14 protein-coding genes are annotated in these 16,595 nt (G+C 39.5%); all 14 read right to left on the bottom strand.

The window, feature by feature from the left end:
• Complete coding sequence (locus tag HMPREF1210_RS00915; RefSeq protein WP_016426705.1) at positions 1-1,632, bottom strand: iron ABC transporter permease; 1,632 nt, start codon at positions 1,630-1,632, stop codon at positions 1-3.
• Positions 1,633-1,705: 73 nt separating this feature from the next.
• Entirely contained in the window at positions 1,706-2,782 is a 1,077-nt protein-coding gene (locus HMPREF1210_RS00910) for a Fe(3+) ABC transporter substrate-binding protein (RefSeq protein ID WP_016426704.1), read from the bottom strand.
• A 364-nt stretch (positions 2,783-3,146) separates the two neighbouring features.
• Positions 3,147-4,088 (bottom strand): primosomal protein DnaI, encoded by a 942-nt coding sequence (dnaI, locus tag HMPREF1210_RS00905; RefSeq protein ID WP_016426703.1) that lies wholly within the window; start codon positions 4,086-4,088, stop codon positions 3,147-3,149.
• The gene (locus HMPREF1210_RS00900) at positions 4,075-5,469 is read right to left on the bottom strand and encodes a replication initiation and membrane attachment family protein (protein WP_016426702.1); all 1,395 of its coding nucleotides are present in this window, start codon (positions 5,467-5,469) and stop codon (positions 4,075-4,077) included. Before HMPREF1210_RS00900 ends, dnaI begins: the two co-directional genes overlap by 14 nt.
• Positions 5,470-5,490: 21 nt before the next feature.
• On the bottom strand, positions 5,491-5,961 hold the full coding sequence (nrdR, locus tag HMPREF1210_RS00895; RefSeq protein ID WP_016426701.1) for a transcriptional regulator NrdR: 471 nt from the start codon (positions 5,959-5,961) through the stop codon (positions 5,491-5,493).
• A gap of 112 nt (positions 5,962-6,073) precedes the next feature.
• Positions 6,074-6,457 carry an adenosylmethionine decarboxylase gene (gene speD, locus HMPREF1210_RS00890; protein WP_016426700.1) on the bottom strand — a complete coding sequence of 128 codons (384 nt, stop codon included), beginning with the start codon at positions 6,455-6,457 and terminating at the stop codon, positions 6,074-6,076.
• Between the two features lie 223 nt (positions 6,458-6,680).
• Positions 6,681-7,703, bottom strand: a complete 1,023-nt coding sequence (locus tag HMPREF1210_RS00885) for a glyceraldehyde-3-phosphate dehydrogenase (protein ID WP_016426699.1) — start codon at positions 7,701-7,703, stop codon at positions 6,681-6,683.
• Positions 7,704-7,829: 126 nt separating this feature from the next.
• Positions 7,830-8,420 carry a dephospho-CoA kinase gene (gene coaE, locus HMPREF1210_RS00880; protein WP_016426698.1) on the bottom strand — a complete coding sequence of 197 codons (591 nt, stop codon included), beginning with the start codon at positions 8,418-8,420 and terminating at the stop codon, positions 7,830-7,832.
• Between the two features lie 15 nt (positions 8,421-8,435).
• Positions 8,436-9,308: a bifunctional DNA-formamidopyrimidine glycosylase/DNA-(apurinic or apyrimidinic site) lyase gene (gene mutM, locus HMPREF1210_RS00875; RefSeq protein ID WP_016426697.1), complete on the bottom strand. Its 873-nt coding sequence runs from the start codon at positions 9,306-9,308 to the stop codon at positions 8,436-8,438.
• A gap of 15 nt (positions 9,309-9,323) precedes the next feature.
• Positions 9,324-11,951 carry a DNA polymerase I gene (polA, locus tag HMPREF1210_RS00870; protein ID WP_016426696.1) on the bottom strand — a complete coding sequence of 876 codons (2,628 nt, stop codon included), beginning with the start codon at positions 11,949-11,951 and terminating at the stop codon, positions 9,324-9,326.
• 143 nt (positions 11,952-12,094) lie between these two features.
• Entirely contained in the window at positions 12,095-13,078 is a 984-nt protein-coding gene (hflC, locus tag HMPREF1210_RS00865; protein WP_016426695.1) for a protease modulator HflC, read from the bottom strand.
• Positions 13,078-14,037: an FtsH protease activity modulator HflK gene (gene hflK / locus HMPREF1210_RS00860; protein WP_016426694.1), complete on the bottom strand. Its 960-nt coding sequence runs from the start codon at positions 14,035-14,037 to the stop codon at positions 13,078-13,080. The genes hflC and hflK overlap by 1 nt, the downstream gene beginning before the upstream one ends.
• A gap of 260 nt (positions 14,038-14,297) precedes the next feature.
• Positions 14,298-15,836 carry a two-component system histidine kinase PnpS gene (gene pnpS / locus HMPREF1210_RS00855; protein WP_016426693.1) on the bottom strand — a complete coding sequence of 513 codons (1,539 nt, stop codon included), beginning with the start codon at positions 15,834-15,836 and terminating at the stop codon, positions 14,298-14,300.
• On the bottom strand, positions 15,833-16,546 hold the full coding sequence (locus HMPREF1210_RS00850; RefSeq protein WP_016426692.1) for a response regulator transcription factor: 714 nt from the start codon (positions 16,544-16,546) through the stop codon (positions 15,833-15,835). Before HMPREF1210_RS00850 ends, pnpS begins: the two co-directional genes overlap by 4 nt.
• Positions 16,547-16,595 lie beyond the last annotated feature (49 nt).

Genomic DNA, 16,595 nt, shown 5'->3' with positions numbered 1-16,595 from the left:
TCAATCAGGCTCCTTTTCGAGAAACTTATAGAAAATAACAATGGCAAGGGCACTAATACCGACAATTAATAACGAAGCTTGTGAAGCTTCCATAATTTTTTCATCACTTGCATATTGGAATGCTTTTGTTGAAAGCGTATCAAAATTGAATGGACGTAATATTAACGTTAAAGGTATTTCTTTTAATATATCAATGAAAACTAAAATATATCCGCTGATAATTGCGCCTTTCAGCATCGGTACATCTACTTTGAAAAACGTTTTTGTCGGCCCGACACCTAGAAGTCTTGAAGCGTCCCTAAAGTCTGTTCCAATTTTATCGTATCCAGATTCAATGGAATTATAACCAATTGCAAAGAATCGGATGATATAGGCGGAAATCAACATCGTTAAACTTACACTTAGAACAAGTGTTGTCCCAACACCGAGCATTTGATACAAAGGTGCAAGAAAACGATCGAGTGCAATAAATGCAGTAACAACTGCTACGGAAATCACCGCTCCTGGTATAGAGTAACCGAGAATTGTTAACTTAGGAAACAGTTTCGCTACTTTGCTATGTACCAAACGACTGAAGTTTCCGACAATCAAAGCGAAAACAATTATCACAAATGCACTGATGCCTGCTACTGTTACTGAGTTCTTAACGTAAGTCAGAAATTCATCCATCGGGATTGTCCCAAATGTCAGGAGCATCCAATCAATCAGCTGGGCTATTGGAATGAAGAATCCTAGACTTAATATCAACAACCCGTAACCAGTTGCAAGAAACGCTTTCATGCCTCTCAACTGAATAAGTGGCAATGGCCGTACTTTTGTGGTGGAATAACTGTATTGCCTTCTTCCACGCAATATTTTTTCAATCAATAGAATCAAGATGACAAACCCCATAAGGGATGCGGCAAGTTTAATTGATGATTCAATATCACCTAAACCAAACCAAGTTTGAAATATTGCCGTCGTAAATGTCTGGATGCCAAAGTATTTCACCACACCATAATCATTTAACACTTCCAGCACAACTAAACTTGCTCCACCAATAATGGAAACCCTTGAAATCGGAATGACGACTTGGAAAAACGTACGCCAAGGACCTTTTCCGAGCACTCTTGCACTTTCAATCAATGAAGCAGATTGCTGGGATAAGAATATTCGGGTAATTGTATAAACATAAGGATATAAAAACATCGTATAAATAAAAATTGCTCCGGGCAGATTCATGATGTCAAAAAATGAAGGATTCAGCTCCATATCGAATCGATCTCTTAGAGTCTTTTGTATTACTCCTGTGTAATTGACAATCCCGTGGTATGTATATGCACCAATAAAAGGTGGGATGGATAGAGGCAAAATAAGAGCCCATTTTAGAAATTTTCTCAAAGGGAATTGATATTGCGCAATCAACCATGCCAGACTCAACCCTATGAATATCGTTAGTATAGCGGTAGTGCTAATTAAAATCAGTGAGGTTTTAATGAAAGAGCCTAGAACAAATTCTTTCATATGTGCCCAGTTTTCATTGGCTGGAGAAAAAACGCCCATTACAATCGTTAAATTCGGTAAAAACAGGAGAATCATAATGATTGCCGCTGCTACCGTCCACATATTCACACTAGCCAATCTTCTTTGCACGTCACCAACACCTCTTATCCAATCGCAAGAAATCCCTTGTTACGTTTGAACGTAACAAGGGCATTTGATTTGTTTATTTCCAACCAACTTCGTTGAAGATTAAAATTGATTTTGCATTGTTGTCACCAAGAGCAGATAATGGAATATCTTGTTCTTTGAATTCGCCCCATGATTTAAGTAATTCAGTTGGTTCAACTGATTCATTTACTGGGTATTCATAATTTGCTTCGGCAAATGTTCCTTGAGATTCAGGAGATGATAGGAACTCAAGTAATTTGATCGCATTGTCTTTGTTCTTCGCATTTTTTACAACTCCGGCACCACTTACGTTAACATGAGTACCTGTCGTTTCTTGGTTAGGGAAGAACAAGCCTAAGCCTTCTGCAACTTTAACTTCTTCTGGATCTTCAGAGTTCAGCATTTGACCAAAGTAGTAAGTGTTCATGATTGCTACATCGCCAACACCTGCAGCAATTGCTTTCGCTTGATCACGGTCTCCACCTTCAGGATCACGTGCAAAGTTCGATACTAATCCTGCAGCCCACTCTTTTGCTTTCTCTTCACCATTGATTTCAATGAAAGAAGCTAACAAAGATTGATTATACACATTTTCAGAGCCACGAATCAAGACGCGACCTTTCCATTGGTCTTCAGTCAACGCTTCATATGTTGATAATTCTTCAGGTTTCACTGTTTCTTTGTTGTAGACAATGACACGAGCACGTTTCGTTAAACCGTACCACATTTGATCTTTATCTTGGAAGTTGGCTGGAACTTGTTCATCCAGAACATCACTTGATACCGCTTGCAGTAACCCATCCTCTTTTGCACGGTATAAACGTCCAGCATCGGCAGTCAAGAATAAATCTGCCTCAGTTGCATCACCTTCGCGTTTAATACGCTCAAGTAATTCGTCAGCTTCACCTTTGATTACATTTACTTTGATGCCAGTTTCTTCTTCGAATTTTTTGTAGAGTTGGTCGTCTACATCATAGTGACGAGCTGTGTATAGGTTTACTTCTTTGCTTTCGTTTGTTTCGTTTGTTTCTTTTGTTGCTTTGTTCTTTGTATCCTTAGAAGTAGTATCGTTGCCACATGCAGATAATACGACTAGAGCAAAAGCTAAAACAATAAATAATGCTTTTTTCACTGAATGTCTCTCCCTTTGTATATGTAGTGAACCATTGAAAACGATTCTCACTCTCAATTATAGACATGTAATTGAGAATGTCAATCACCCTCTACATAGCGTTTAATATTTCTATTATTCTAAAAATAAGGGATTTATTAACTATCAAGGTTGATTTTACAAAAAGGAAACTTTGCCCTTTCCGCGCACGAACCAGCAAGCGTAAAAACAACCACACCATTTAATAGAGCAGAAAATAAAAAAAATATTATTTCTCATTTTCAGTTGGATTTTATGTCTGGTTTAAGATGCAAGTCTTCTGTCATTTACATTTCCCCATAAAAAAACTACCAGACTGAAACAGTCCAGGTAGTCACACTTTTCTTTATCCATCTCGTCTATTTTTCCCGCTCAGTCGCATCGGAATTGTTATCGAACGTATACGTTCCATGATTCGCGCTGCTTTCACTAGTTCCCGTTCGCCTTTTCCAGAGTACGCTAAATGCTCTTCGAGTGCGTCATAGTCAAAGTTCGATGTAATGAAAGTTGGTAAGTTCTCTGCCATACGATAATGCAACACAGTCCCAAGGATTTCGTCTCTCGTCCAGCTGGATAATGTTTCAGCTCCTAAATCGTCGAGCATAAGTACAGGTGCTTTCTTTACATAGTCCACTTTTTCCTGTAGCGACTGATCCTGTATGGCGTGTTTCATTTCACGTAAAAATTCCGGCACGTATACAAGAACTGTTTTTATTTTCTGTTCAGCAAGTTCATTTGCCATGGCGCCTAATACATAGGATTTACCAACGCCAAATTCGCCAAAGATATAAAAGCCTTTTGAAGGTAAATTCCCTGTCGTTTTGACTTCTTCCATAAATGCATTTGCTGCCGTACCAAGATTCACACGGGTATTATGATCGTATGTAACGGTCGCAAGTGTTGCCTGCAACACATCCTTTGGCATATGCATGCTCGAAATCATTGCAGACACTTGACGACGTTCATCTTCAATCGTTTTTTGTCTGCATCTTGCATAATCAAGGTCTATAGATCCGCGGACTATTGTCAATTTCGGCACGTAGCCTTTCATGACATTCTGGCAGCTGGCCACATTTTCACAGGTTTCACAGTCATGATTTTGAGAAGTATATTCATATAGTTTCCCGAGTCCACGATCAACCATATCTTTGTTGACAAGCTCTGCATTCTCCGATAAAAACGCTTGAACTCCACGATCTTCAAGAATTTCATTTTTCATTTTTTCATAACGCTTCGAAAATTCAGGTGCATTCACGACGCGTTTTAACGTTTCACTAATTGGTTCCATTCGTTTTCGCCTGCCCCTCTGTTACACCGAGTTTTTCAAGCAATTGCTGTTTTTTTGCTTCCCAATCTTCTGTCACTTCATTTTCAACCGTTTTTTTCGTTGAACGATTTTCTTTCGCTTTATAGAACCATTCCGGCACTTTTTCATCGCGCACATTTTTTCGCTTATATGAAGTTGTCTTTGATGAATTTTGCCAATCCATATACTGGTCATGTTCTTTTCGTGAAATTTCAATTGCCTGTTCGCATGTCGAAATGTTTTCACGTTGCCAGTGCGCTGCAATTTTGTGCACATAATTTTTGTTCAGTTTCATTTTCGCTCGGATTAGAACGAATTGTAATAAGACATTGACGACTGCGGGTGGAAAACCATATTTAAATATAAGTTCATTGGCTAAATCAACTTCTACAGGCAAAGGCTCCTTACCGTTCGATAAATCTCTTAACACTTCCAGTGGTGGCGTTTCTTCGAGATATTTAATAAGTGATTGATCTTTGGAAAGTTTCACTTCCTGAGAAACCACTTCACGCTGCACACCAGCCTTAGGCATCAACCTTGGAGGTTTAGAAGAAATAGAGAGCTTGTAATAATCAGCTGCTGTTTTTTTCAAACGTTCTTCCGTAATGCGATTTTGATCATCAATAGCCATCATCAACACTTTTTGCATATCGATTGCATTTAACGAGTATAGAAAAGCTACTTTTGCAATCAGTTCCTTTACAGATAAAGTTAATACACTGGAAGGAATCATGACTTCAGATAACCCTGATTTCAATAAATCAAAATCAAAATCCATCGAATAGAATGGAATCTTCTTCGGCCGTTCGGAAGTTTGCTCTATTTGCCCTGGTTCAAATATATGCCCCAGTTTATTGTAATCATGGTTGCTTTTAAAAACGTCCTGCAGGTCACGCGATACATTCTCATACCCGTTTAAGTTTGGTTGCTTTTTAACGAAGCGCTCTCTTATACGTATATACGCTTTTTCGTGTATGACGCTATATAAAGATGTGGCCAAAATCGGTTCACTGAAGAACGAAGCTGCATCCAGGGGTGCTACTACCTCATAAATGAACAGACGTTTATCGTCAGCATCTTTTTTCCACGTTTTCATCAGTCCAATGGCTTCGAGTGACACACGGGCATCAAATATTTTCTTTAACGACATATTCAACACATCCATTAAATAATAGTGTGTCAATTGTTCAGTTGTTTCGCACTCTGATTCTGCCCATAATGTACAATACAAACTCATCGCATCTGAACCAATGATAGGTTTATACAACATCGTCACAAGCTGGCGATCCTTGTCCGTCAGTATATTGGGCATTTGGATGATGAAGCTATCTACCGGCTGAAGTTCTTTAAATAATAGTTGCACGCAACATCGTCCTCCTGTCCCTTATTTTTTGTCTTCTGGACTTTTCTTCAACAAGTCTTTTAATTCATCTATAAACACATTAATGTCTTTAAATTGTCGATATACGGACGCAAAGCGCACGTATGCTACTTCATCGATGGTTGCCAGACGATCCATGACCATTTCGCCAACATCCTCTGACTTCACTTCGGAATTGCCGATTCGACGTAAATCTTTCTCAATTGAGAATACGACATTTTCAAGAGATTCTAGCGTTACAGGGCGTTTTTCACATGCGCGAATCAGGCCTCTCAATACTTTTTCGTGGCTGAATTCTTCGCGTGACCCACCTTTTTTCACTACGATCAACGGCATTTCTTCTACTTTTTCGAAAGTAGTAAAACGAAAACCACAATCTTCACATTCTCTTCTTCTGCGGATCGCTTTATTATCGTCTACCGGTCGTGAATCCACGACCCGCGTTCCATTAAATTGGCAAGCTGGACATCTCATAGTTTTATCTCCTGAATTTCGTCATTCGTTTAGTGTTCCTATTATATCAAAAAAAGTCCATTAAAATCGAAAAAGCAGAGGAATTTCTCCCTCTGCCTACTCAGTTTAGTTGTTATGCATGTGCTGTTACGCGCGCTTTACCCGCAATAACAGGACCCATTCCACGTGGAATTTCTGTCATTTCACGAGTCTGAGATCCAAGTGCATCAGCAATATATTTAGCAGCAATTGTTGGATCTAAATCGCCGCATGTATATACATCAATACTTGCGTAACCGTGTTCTGGGAAGCTGTGAATAGTTAAGTGTGATTCAGAAATGATCACGACTCCACTTACACCTTGTGGTGCAAATTTGTGGAATGCTACTTCACGTACTTCTGCTCCTGATTTAAGTGCTGCCTCTACAAACGTACGCTCGATGTATGTTTCATCGTTCAATTTGTCAAATTCGCACTCCCATAGTTCTGCGATAACATGACGCCCCATTGTTTCCATGGTTCGTTTCCCCCTTTGATAAGTTTTTTATAGTTTGTTGAATCATCAAAGTCGACTACCACGGGGGAAAGTTAGTCCAGAGAGGTCCTAACCCTTTAAGCAGTCAGTTGGTACAATAAAAGTACACGATTCACATTATATGTTGTAATCTCACACAATGCAAGTGTTCGAGAAAAAAATAATTCCTCCCTACTTTTGAAAGCATGTAGGGAGGAATATTTTATTAGGCAATTACTGTGTCTTTCAGTGCTGCGCCTACTTTTTTCGTCAAATCTACTACACGTGCTGAGTAGCCCCATTCATTATCATACCAAGCGAGAACTTTTACCTTACGTGTTCCCATTACCATTGTCGTTAAACCGTCAATGATCGCTGAATGTGGGTTTGAATTGAAGTCAATCGACACAAGTGGTTCTACAGTTAATCCAAGTACCCCTTTCATTGAACCTTTTGAAGCTTCAATAAAGGCTGCATTTACTTCTTCTGCCGTCACATCAGTTTGTAAATCTACAACAAGATCCACTAATGACACATTTGGAGTTGGTACGCGAAGAGACAAACCATGAAGTTTTCCTTTCAATTCAGGTAAAACCAATGCCAATGCTTTCGCTGCTCCTGTAGATGTCGGGATGATGGACTGAGCACATGCACGGGCACGACGTAAATCTTTATGTGGATTATCTAAGTTCTTTTGATCATTTGTATACGCATGGATAGTCGTCATAAGACCGTTTTCGATACCAAACGTGTCATTTAGTACTTTCGCAACTGGCGCTAGACAGTTTGTTGTACAGCTGGCATTTGAAATGATGTCATGTTTTTCAATATTCAATTGATTATCATTTACACCCATAACGATTGTTATGTCTTCATTTTTACCAGGAGCAGTCAAAATTACTTTCTTAGCTCCAGCTTGTAAATGCAATGCCGCTTTTTCGCGGTCATTAAATTTTCCAGTTGCCTCGATAACGATATCAATGTTCATTTCTTTCCATGGTAACTTCAATGGGTCACGGTCACTTACAAGTTGAACTCGCTTACCATTTACAATTAAAGCGCTTTCTTCTATGACAATGTCACCAGAAAACGTTCCATGATTTGTGTCATACTTAATCAAATGTGCTAACGTTTCAGCAGGATAACTTGCATTAATTGCCACCACGTTTAAATCATCTTGAAGAATTGCCTGGCGAAATACCATACGACCAATACGGCCAAATCCATTAATAGCGATAGAAGCTGACATAAAAAATCCTCCTACAAGTATGTTATACTGTTAATCTTTTACCTGAAATTAGTATAACACATTTTGAACTAAGTTAAACACTTTGTTGGCAATGTAGAAATGTTCTATTTTTCAGAAAGTGGGACATTATACGTCCCACTCAGCTAGTATACGCTCTAATTGTACTTTTGATTGTTCGATTGACCCATTATTATAAATGACCGCATCGGCACCTTTTTCTTTTTCGGAAAGTGGTAATTGGGACTGAATTCTTGCCTTAGCTTCTTCCTCAGACAACGAATTACGCTGCATCAATCTCTGTAGCTGTATCTCTTCCTTTACGGAGACAACCAGTATTTTATCAACAAAATGTTGGAGTCGACTTTCAAAAAGAAGCGGGATATCCATAATCAACGTTTCTTCCCCACTCTCAAAAAGTTCATCTCTTTGGCGCAGCATTTCTGCACGAATGGCTGGATGCATCAAATCGTTGAGCTGTTTCCTTTTTGCTGGATCATGAAAAATGAGCTGCCCCAGTGCTTCTCGGTTTAATGTGCCATCCTCATTCATTACCTCTTTGCCAAATATGCATTCAATGTCTGACAATGTTACGGTACCAGGTTCTACGACTACTCGGGCTACAAGATCCGCATCAATAATGGGATAGCCTTTTTCTTTCAACATTGCTGAAATTGTACTTTTTCCGCTCGCAATACTTCCTGTTAATCCAATAATCATCTATTGTCCATCCTTCTATCGTTGACACGAAGGACAATACCAAGAGTTTCGTCCTCCGAGTACAACTTGTTTTGTAGAAATCAAGCAATCAGGGCATTGTTTCTTACCATACATGGACAAGCGATTTTGCATGCCCCCTGCTTCCCCATTGATATTCCGATAATCTGAAATGGAGCTTCCACCTGCAGATATGCTTTCGTTCAACACATCGACAATCGTTTGAAAAAGGAGAATAAGTCTTTTTTGACTAATACGCTTCACTTTTCTGCCCGGATGTATATGCATTCGAAATAAAGCTTCAGTGGCATAGATGTTTCCACATCCAGAAATAACTTGTCCATCCATGATTGTTTCTTTTATGGACTTATTTTGATACTTAGAGAGCGAGGACATATCAATAAAATGATTTAATGCGGACTCCGCAAATGGTTCGGGTGCCATTAACAATAATGGAGGAAATTGATCTTCTGAATCCAATAAACGCATTTCGCCGAATCTCCGAATGTCTGCATATACCAAAAGCATGCCGTCATCTAATGTTAATACGACATGAATATGTTTTCTGAACTTATCTTCTGTGATGTCTGCAGTTTCCTGGACATAAAACCATGCACCGGTCATTCCCAAATGATTCACTAACAGTAAATCTTGTTGATCTTTAAGTAAGTGAAAATAAATATATTTAGACCTTCTTACGATCTGAGTGATTTGAGCATTTTCGAGTGCTTGCTTGAAGTGTTTAAGCTCTGAGCCTTTAACAATTGCTTGTTTTCCAGCCTGTCTTGAAACCTCTAGAACGTCTGATAATTTTACAGATTCAATGGTCTTCCCAGTAGCTACCGGTTTGAGGGAGTTGACGACTCCCTCTACTTCAGGTAATTCAGGCATGATGATTTTGCCCCCTTACTTCGTATCGTACCAAGTCGGACCATATGCATAATCCACTTTAAGTGGCACTTTTAATTCAATAGCGTGTTCCATTACTTCAGGTACGATTTTTTCTAAAATCGCAATTTCTTCTTGAGGTGCTTCAAAAATCAATTCATCGTGCACTTGAAGAAGCATTTTCGCTTGCAAGTTTTCTTTCTCTAAACGATCAGCCATATCAATCATTGCTTTTTTGATTATATCCGCAGCACTTCCCTGGATCGGCGTATTCATCGCCGTACGCTCAGCAAAGCCACGTAAGTTAAAGTTTGAGCTAGTAATATCCGGTAAGTACCTTCTTCTATTTAAAATGGTCGTGACAAATCCCTTTTGCTTCGCTTCCCGTACAATTTCATCCATGTAAGTTTTCACACCTGGGAAACTTTCCAGGTAACGCTCGATAAACTCAGCCGCTTCTTTACGGGAAATCGATAAGCTTTGAGAAAGTCCGTAGTCACTTATTCCGTAAACAATACCGAAGTTTACTGCTTTAGCTGCGCGACGCATATCTGACGTCACGGCATCTGCTTCAACATGGAAAATATCCATTGCGGTTTTAGTATGAATGTCCAGGTCATTTCGGAAAGCTTCAATCAGCTCTTCGTCATCAGACATATGTGCTAATACGCGTAACTCAATTTGAGAGTAATCAGCCGCAAATAAAATCCAATCTGGTTGGGATGGGACAAATGCCTTTCTGATTTTCCGGCCTTCTTCCAATCGCACCGGAATGTTCTGTAAGTTTGGATTCGTAGAACTCAAACGACCTGTTTGCGTCAATGCTTGCTGGTATCTCGTATGAATTTTGCCGTCGTCCTTGTGAATTTCTTTCAACAATCCTTCAATATACGTCGACTGCAATTTGCCCAACTGACGATACAAAAGGATATGGGAAATGACTTCATGCTTCCCTTCCAATTTCTCTAAAACGTCTGCGGCCGTTGAGTATCCTGTCTTCGTTTTTTTAAGAGGTGGAAGCCCAAGTTTTTCAAACAAGATTACACCTAGTTGTTTCGGTGAATTAATATTGAAGTTTTCACCTGCTGCATGATAAATGGTTTGTTCAATCTCCGTCAACTTCCCGGCTAAATCCTCACCAATATCCACCAGTGTTTGACGATTGACATTCACACCATCTGACTCCATCTTCCCGAGGATTGTAGCTAATGGTAACTCCAAATCATGATAAAGTTCATATTGCTCGTTTTCTTTCAGCTTATCATCCATTACTTTACGCAGTTTCCATACAGCCATTGCTTTTCTGACTACATGTTCTCCTAGTTCGGCGTCGCTAGGAACTGATTTCTTAGCACCTTTGCCATACACTTGTTCATTCGTTAATACTTCACTGTAGCCAAACTCCCGTGATAACACAGCTACATCATCAGATGTAATACCTGGATTCACAATATAGGCAGCAAGGACAAAGTCGAATTCAACACCATCGAGCAGTACCCCATTGCGATGGAAAGCTGCAAGTGCCGCTTTGGAATCTACCAATTGTTTCTTTTTCGACTCATCAGCCAGCCACGTACGGAATGATTCACATGCAAACGCGTCCTCAACTTTCATAAAAAACGCATTTTTGTCATCAACAAGTGCGACACCTAACATATCAGCTGTATGATACTGCTCGTCATACAATTCCAGATGAACAGCCATTTCTTCTGAAAGTTGCTCTGTCGTAATTTCTGATAAGTGCATGAAGGAAATATCTGCTTTCGTTTCTTCCACTTGTGAATAAGTTGTTTTTTCTAACAGAGATTTGAAGGCCAGCTCCTGCCAAATTTTAATGACCTCATCCATATCGGGACCATTATAGGACAAATCTTCTAAAGAAATAGTGATTGGAGCTTGTGTTTCAATGGTTGCCAACACTTTACTCATTTTTGCCTGCTCTTCATTGGCCACTAGTTTTTCTTTTAATTTTGCTCCTTTGACACTCTCAAGACCTTCGTACACACCATCAACCGAGTGATGTTCAAGTAATAGTTTGATTGCTGTCTTTTCACCGACACCAGGAACTCCTGGAATATTATCTGATGCGTCCCCCATTAATCCTTTCATATCAATAATTTGATTAGGGGTTAAGCCATATTTTTCTAGTATGTGCTCAGGTGTATACTTCTCGATATCTGTCATGCCTTTACGTGTGATATAGACAGTCGTCGAGTCCGAAGAAAGCTGTGTAAGGTCTTTATCACCCGAAACAATAATCACTTCTTCTCCCTTTGCTTCAGCCTGTTTGCTCAACGTCCCGATTATGTCATCCGCTTCATACATCGGAAGCTCATATTGCGGGATTTGATATGCGCTTAATAGTTTTCGCAAATATGGAAACTGTTCCGAAAGCTCTGGTGGTGTTTTTTGACGGCCACCCTTATACTCACCGAAAGTCGTGTGCCTAAACGTGGTTTTCCCTGCATCAAATGCCACAAGCATATGTGTTGGTTGTTCTTCATCCAATATTTTTTGTAGCATCATTGTAAAACCATATACTGAATTTGTGTGGATCCCATGTTCATTCGTCAGTAATGGGAGCGCGAAAAATGCTCGATACGCTAAGCTATTTCCATCTAATAATAAAACTTTATTTTTGCTCACAGATTTTCCACTCCTCTACGTAAAAAAACGTCATCTTCCTTCATATTACCATGTTGGCAAGATGAAAGGAAAATGACGTCCTTTGAAATAAACAGTGTTATTGGTTTTTCAAATACAGCTTATGAAATGTCACTCCTAATAATCTATTCCAAGTAACCTGAAAGAATTTTTGCATAAGGAGAATCCGATGGCAAAATAATCATTGTATCATCACCAATTGTTTTCTTGTAGGATTCTAATGTTCGATATAAAGCATAAAATTCAGGGTCTTTCGAGAAAGATTGATTATAAATCTTGGCCGCTTCCGATTCACCTTCAGCTGCAATGATGGATGCTTCTTTTTGGGCAATTGCAACCATTTCCTGTACTTTGCGATCTGTAGATGCTTCAATTGTGCGCTTATCTGCATCCCCCTCAGACAGGTACTTCTGTGCTATGGATTGGCGTTCGGAAATCATGCGTGTATAAACGGATTGTTCGTTTTCTGGTGGGAGGTCCGTACGCTTCATTCGGACATCAATTACTTCTACTCCGTAATCATCGTCTTTCAGAAGCTCATTTACGCGTGCAGTCACGCGGTCATTCAAGCTTCCTCTCGAAGTGTTTTCATCATTGATGATTTCATCATAGTTCAGCTGTCCAAGTTCTGTCCGTACGACAGAGTATATAAACTCTTCCATTCGCGCTTCTGCATTCAACAAAGTTCCTGCACTCGTTATCATGGCTTTAGGATCGCTAATTCGCCATACAGCGTAGTTATCAATGATAATTCGCTTTTTATCCTTAGTATTGATTTCCGCTTCCGAAACGTTATACGTCATCTGATAACGCGGTAAAGTAGAGACACTTTGGACAAACGGGATTTTCATATAAATTCCAGGCTCAAATCGAATATCCACCACTTCACCAAATTGGCGAACAACACGGTACTCATTTTCTTTAACAACATATATATTAGCGAGCAGGATAATTAGAACGGCAAATACGACGGTTAATGTAATAATGGTCTTCATATGTTTTTTTAAATTTATAGGCTCTCGTGTTTTTGTTATTTTATTTTTATTATTGAATTGTTCATTGAACTTTTGTTCCAGGCTTGCGAATGGGTTCGGTTTGTTCGTGTCCATTATTTGCCGCCTCCCTGCTCAGTTGTAACTGGTGGAACTTGTGTAGGTTGTTGTAATGGCAAGTACTTCACCGTTTCACCTGAATCATTCATGATGTAAATTTGAGCATTCGGCAAGACCGACTCCAATGTCTCAATGACTAATCGTTGTCTTGTGATTTCCTGATTGTTTCGATACTCTGCATAAAGTTTATTGAAGACAGCCACTTCTCCTGTTGCCTGCTGAATACGTGCTGTACGTTGGCCTTCAGCACGGGACTTAATGGCAGCAATCTCACCAATTGCTTCACTTTCACGCTGATTTTGATATTTCTTCGCTTCATTTGTTTTCGTGTTTTTCGTTTCACGCGCATCGGTTACGGCTGTAAAAGCAGAACGGACCTCTGCATTCGGCAATTCTACATCTTGTAGTTTTACACCTAAAATGGAAATACCAATATCATATTTTTCGATAAGCGTAGCAAGTAAGTCCCTCGTTTGAGCTTCAATATCTGCTTTTCCTGATGTTAAAGCTTCATCAATCATCGAACTCCCGATGATTGAACGGATAGATGCTGAAGTGGCATCATGCAAAATTTCCTGTGGGGCTTCTGAATTAAATAAATACTTTCCAGGGTCTGTGATTTTCCACTGTACAACCAAGTCAGTTAATACAATGTTTTCATCCCCTGTAATCATTTTTGTTTCGTTATCGTATGAATCAATTTCTCCATCTTCTGATTGCTTGTAGCCGAATCGCAGACTGAATGTCTCCTTCGATAGAATTTCTACTTTTTGCATGGGCCATGGCAATTTAAAATGCAATCCAGAATCTAGTATTGGCTCCTCTGCTTTCCCAAAAGTTATGACGACCGCTTGCTCCGATTCATCCACTGTATACCATGTAGTAAATATGGCAATAAGTGCAATGATTCCAGCCAAAGCCAAAGATGCAGTCGTTAAAATGCGCTTAACACTCATCTATGTATCCCTCTTTTCTTTTCACTCATTATTTCTACGATTAGATCAATATAAAGTTTCATAAAGTTTACTTTCATTGGTTCAGGACCCTCGATCCCAATCACCCATTCGAGACGAAATGAACAATTTATTACACATGAAAAAAGAACCCTTGAAATAGGGTTCTTTTTCCTGCCAAATGCGGTAATAGGGGGTTTCATAAATATCTTAACAAAGCATTATGAATCCACTGTGTAGAGCTTGTAAAGAACTTGTTAAGTTTATTGTTTTTTCGGAATGAGAATCTTAAATTGCGTACCTACTCCAGGTTCGCTTTCAACAAAAATTCGTCCATGATGAGCCTCGATTAGATGCTTGACTATAGCTAGTCCCAAACCGGTACCACCAGAATTTCGACTTCTCGCACGATCAATTCGATAAAAACGCTCAAAGATACGTGGGATTTCTTTTTTATCCATCCCCATCCCTTCATCTCGAATGACAATGATTCCATGAGTTTCACTTTCATGAAGGGATAAATGAACAGTTGTATTTTCCGGCGAATAAGTAATGGCATTTGTCAGTAAATTCATAACCACTTGAATCAAACGGTTCATGTCCCCATCCACAATGACCTCATGGTTTATGTTTGAGATAAACGTCATTTGTTTCTCATCAAGACGAGGACTTGTCATCTCAGCAGCACGCCTCATGACTTCACGTAAGTTCGTTTGAGCAAACTCTACGGAGAACCCATGTTGCTCAATTTTCGAAAGTTCCAATAGGTCTTGAATTAACATTTGCAGACGATTGCTTTCTTTATGGATGATTTCCAAAAAAGAAAGTAACGTCTTTTTGTCATTCATGGCCCCATCCAATAACGTTTCCGAAAAACCTTTAATCGATGTAATCGGTGTTCGCAGTTCGTGGGAAACGTTCGCCACGAAATCTTTCCTGATTTGCTCAAGACGCACAAGATCGGAAATGTCATGCATGACGATAACAACACCTAGCCATCGACCATGTTCACCGATAACTGGGGCACCATAAACTTCCATATGGCGTATTTCCTGCTGGATGACGATTGCCATTTGCTTACGTGAAGAAGATTCCATTAAAAAGACGTAGTCGATGAACTTTTTCAATTCATCAGGTAAGTCCACTCTTTTAAAAAGTTCATCCTGAACATCTTGTGCGCTGAATTCAAACTGATCAACAAAAGTCTTGTTGACAATACTGATTTGACCTTCCCGGTCGATCATCATTAAGGCACTGCCCATATTTTCAATAAGTGTTTTTAATCGTTCCTTTTCCATTTCTCGTACTTTGAACAATTCCTGCAAATTCCTTGCCAGGATATTGATGGAAGTGCCGAGCTGCGCCGTGGTTGCAAAGTCGTCTTCGTATGCCCTCGCCCGATAATTGCCTTTGGCAAGCTCAATGGCAACTTCGGTCACATTATCAATTGGTTGTGCGTAGCGTTTCGTCAATCGATACGCAAATATAATGGCAATGACAAATGCTCCTAGCAAGACTATCACTATGGTTTTCCAAAGTTGTTGCCGAGTATCAATAAAGTCACTGCTAATACGGTCACTTGAGAGCACGTCCGTAATTTCCGCTTTTTGTGAGTCATTGATCTCACCATTTGATTGTTCAATAATCCGTGAAATTTCCTCTACTTTTTCAATCGAATTGCTTCGAACAGATTCCTCCACGTAAACAGGAAAAAGCTGACTGATGATAATACCCAAGCCAGCTAAAATCGAACCTACCAAAAGTGTAAATGACATGACGATTTTTCCGTGGAGGGATTTCATACCGTTTTTGGCTCCTCAAATTTATACCCCAGTCCCCTAATCGTTTTAATAAATATAGGTTTACGGCTATTGTCTTCAATTTTATCCCGTAAATGACTGATGTGAACGTCAACGATGCGAGTGTCGCCTGCAAAATCATAATTCCAGACGGCACTTAACAATTGGTCACGTGTCAGCACTCGATTTTTGTTTTCCATCAGATATACAAGCAGTTCAAATTCTTTCGGAGTAAAGTCCAAAGTATCCTCACTTAAAAATACTTCAAAACGTTCGGGATACACACGTAATGGACCAAATTCAAAACCTTGGTCATTTCCTTTTTGCGACGTTTCATCAACTGACGCAGTAAATCTCCTTAAGACTGCTTTGACACGTGCGGTTACTTCTCTCGGACTAAATGGTTTGGTCATATAGTCATCCGCACCCAATTCAAGACCCAGCACTTTATCAAACTCATCATCTTTAGCTGTTAGCATGATGATGGGCGTATTGATTTTTTGAAGGCGCAAGGCTTTGCAAACTTCCATGCCATCCATTTTGGGCAACATAAGATCAAGTATAATTAAATCTGGTTTTTTTTCTAAAACAGCATCATAACCTTCTTGGCCATCACTCGCCGTCTCAACAACAAAACCTGCTTGTTCCAAATTATATTGAAGTAAAGTTGCGATTGAACTTTCATCATCTACTACGAGAATTTTCTTTGACATGTTTTTGGCCTCCACCTTCGATTTAAAACCCCCATCTTAAACCGAAAGA

The organism is Paenisporosarcina sp. HGH0030 (assembly GCF_000411295.1).
Classification (GTDB): Bacteria; Bacillota; Bacilli; order Bacillales_A; family Planococcaceae; genus Paenisporosarcina.
This window is presented reverse-complemented; position numbering and strand designations above follow the sequence as displayed.

Bases quoted from the DNA above. Each gene is read 5' to 3' on its own strand.
- dnaI (WP_016426703.1), bottom strand. From the start codon at position 4,088: ATGGAACCAATTAGTGAAACGTTAAAACGCGTCGTGAATGCACCTGAA.
- nrdR (WP_016426701.1), bottom strand. From the start codon at position 5,961: ATGAGATGTCCAGCTTGCCAATTTAATGGAACGCGGGTCGTGGATTCA.
- speD (WP_016426700.1), bottom strand. From the start codon at position 6,457: ATGGAAACAATGGGGCGTCATGTTATCGCAGAACTATGGGAGTGCGAA.
- HMPREF1210_RS00885 (WP_016426699.1), bottom strand. From the start codon at position 7,703: ATGTCAGCTTCTATCGCTATTAATGGATTTGGCCGTATTGGTCGTATG.
- coaE (WP_016426698.1), bottom strand. From the start codon at position 8,420: ATGATTATTGGATTAACAGGAAGTATTGCGAGCGGAAAAAGTACAATT.
- mutM (WP_016426697.1), bottom strand. From the start codon at position 9,308: ATGCCTGAATTACCTGAAGTAGAGGGAGTCGTCAACTCCCTCAAACCG.
- hflC (WP_016426695.1), bottom strand. From the start codon at position 13,078: ATGGACACGAACAAACCGAACCCATTCGCAAGCCTGGAACAAAAGTTC.
- hflK (WP_016426694.1), bottom strand. From the start codon at position 14,037: ATGAGTGTTAAGCGCATTTTAACGACTGCATCTTTGGCTTTGGCTGGA.
- pnpS (WP_016426693.1), bottom strand. From the start codon at position 15,836: ATGAAATCCCTCCACGGAAAAATCGTCATGTCATTTACACTTTTGGTA.
- HMPREF1210_RS00850 (WP_016426692.1), bottom strand. From the start codon at position 16,546: ATGTCAAAGAAAATTCTCGTAGTAGATGATGAAAGTTCAATCGCAACT.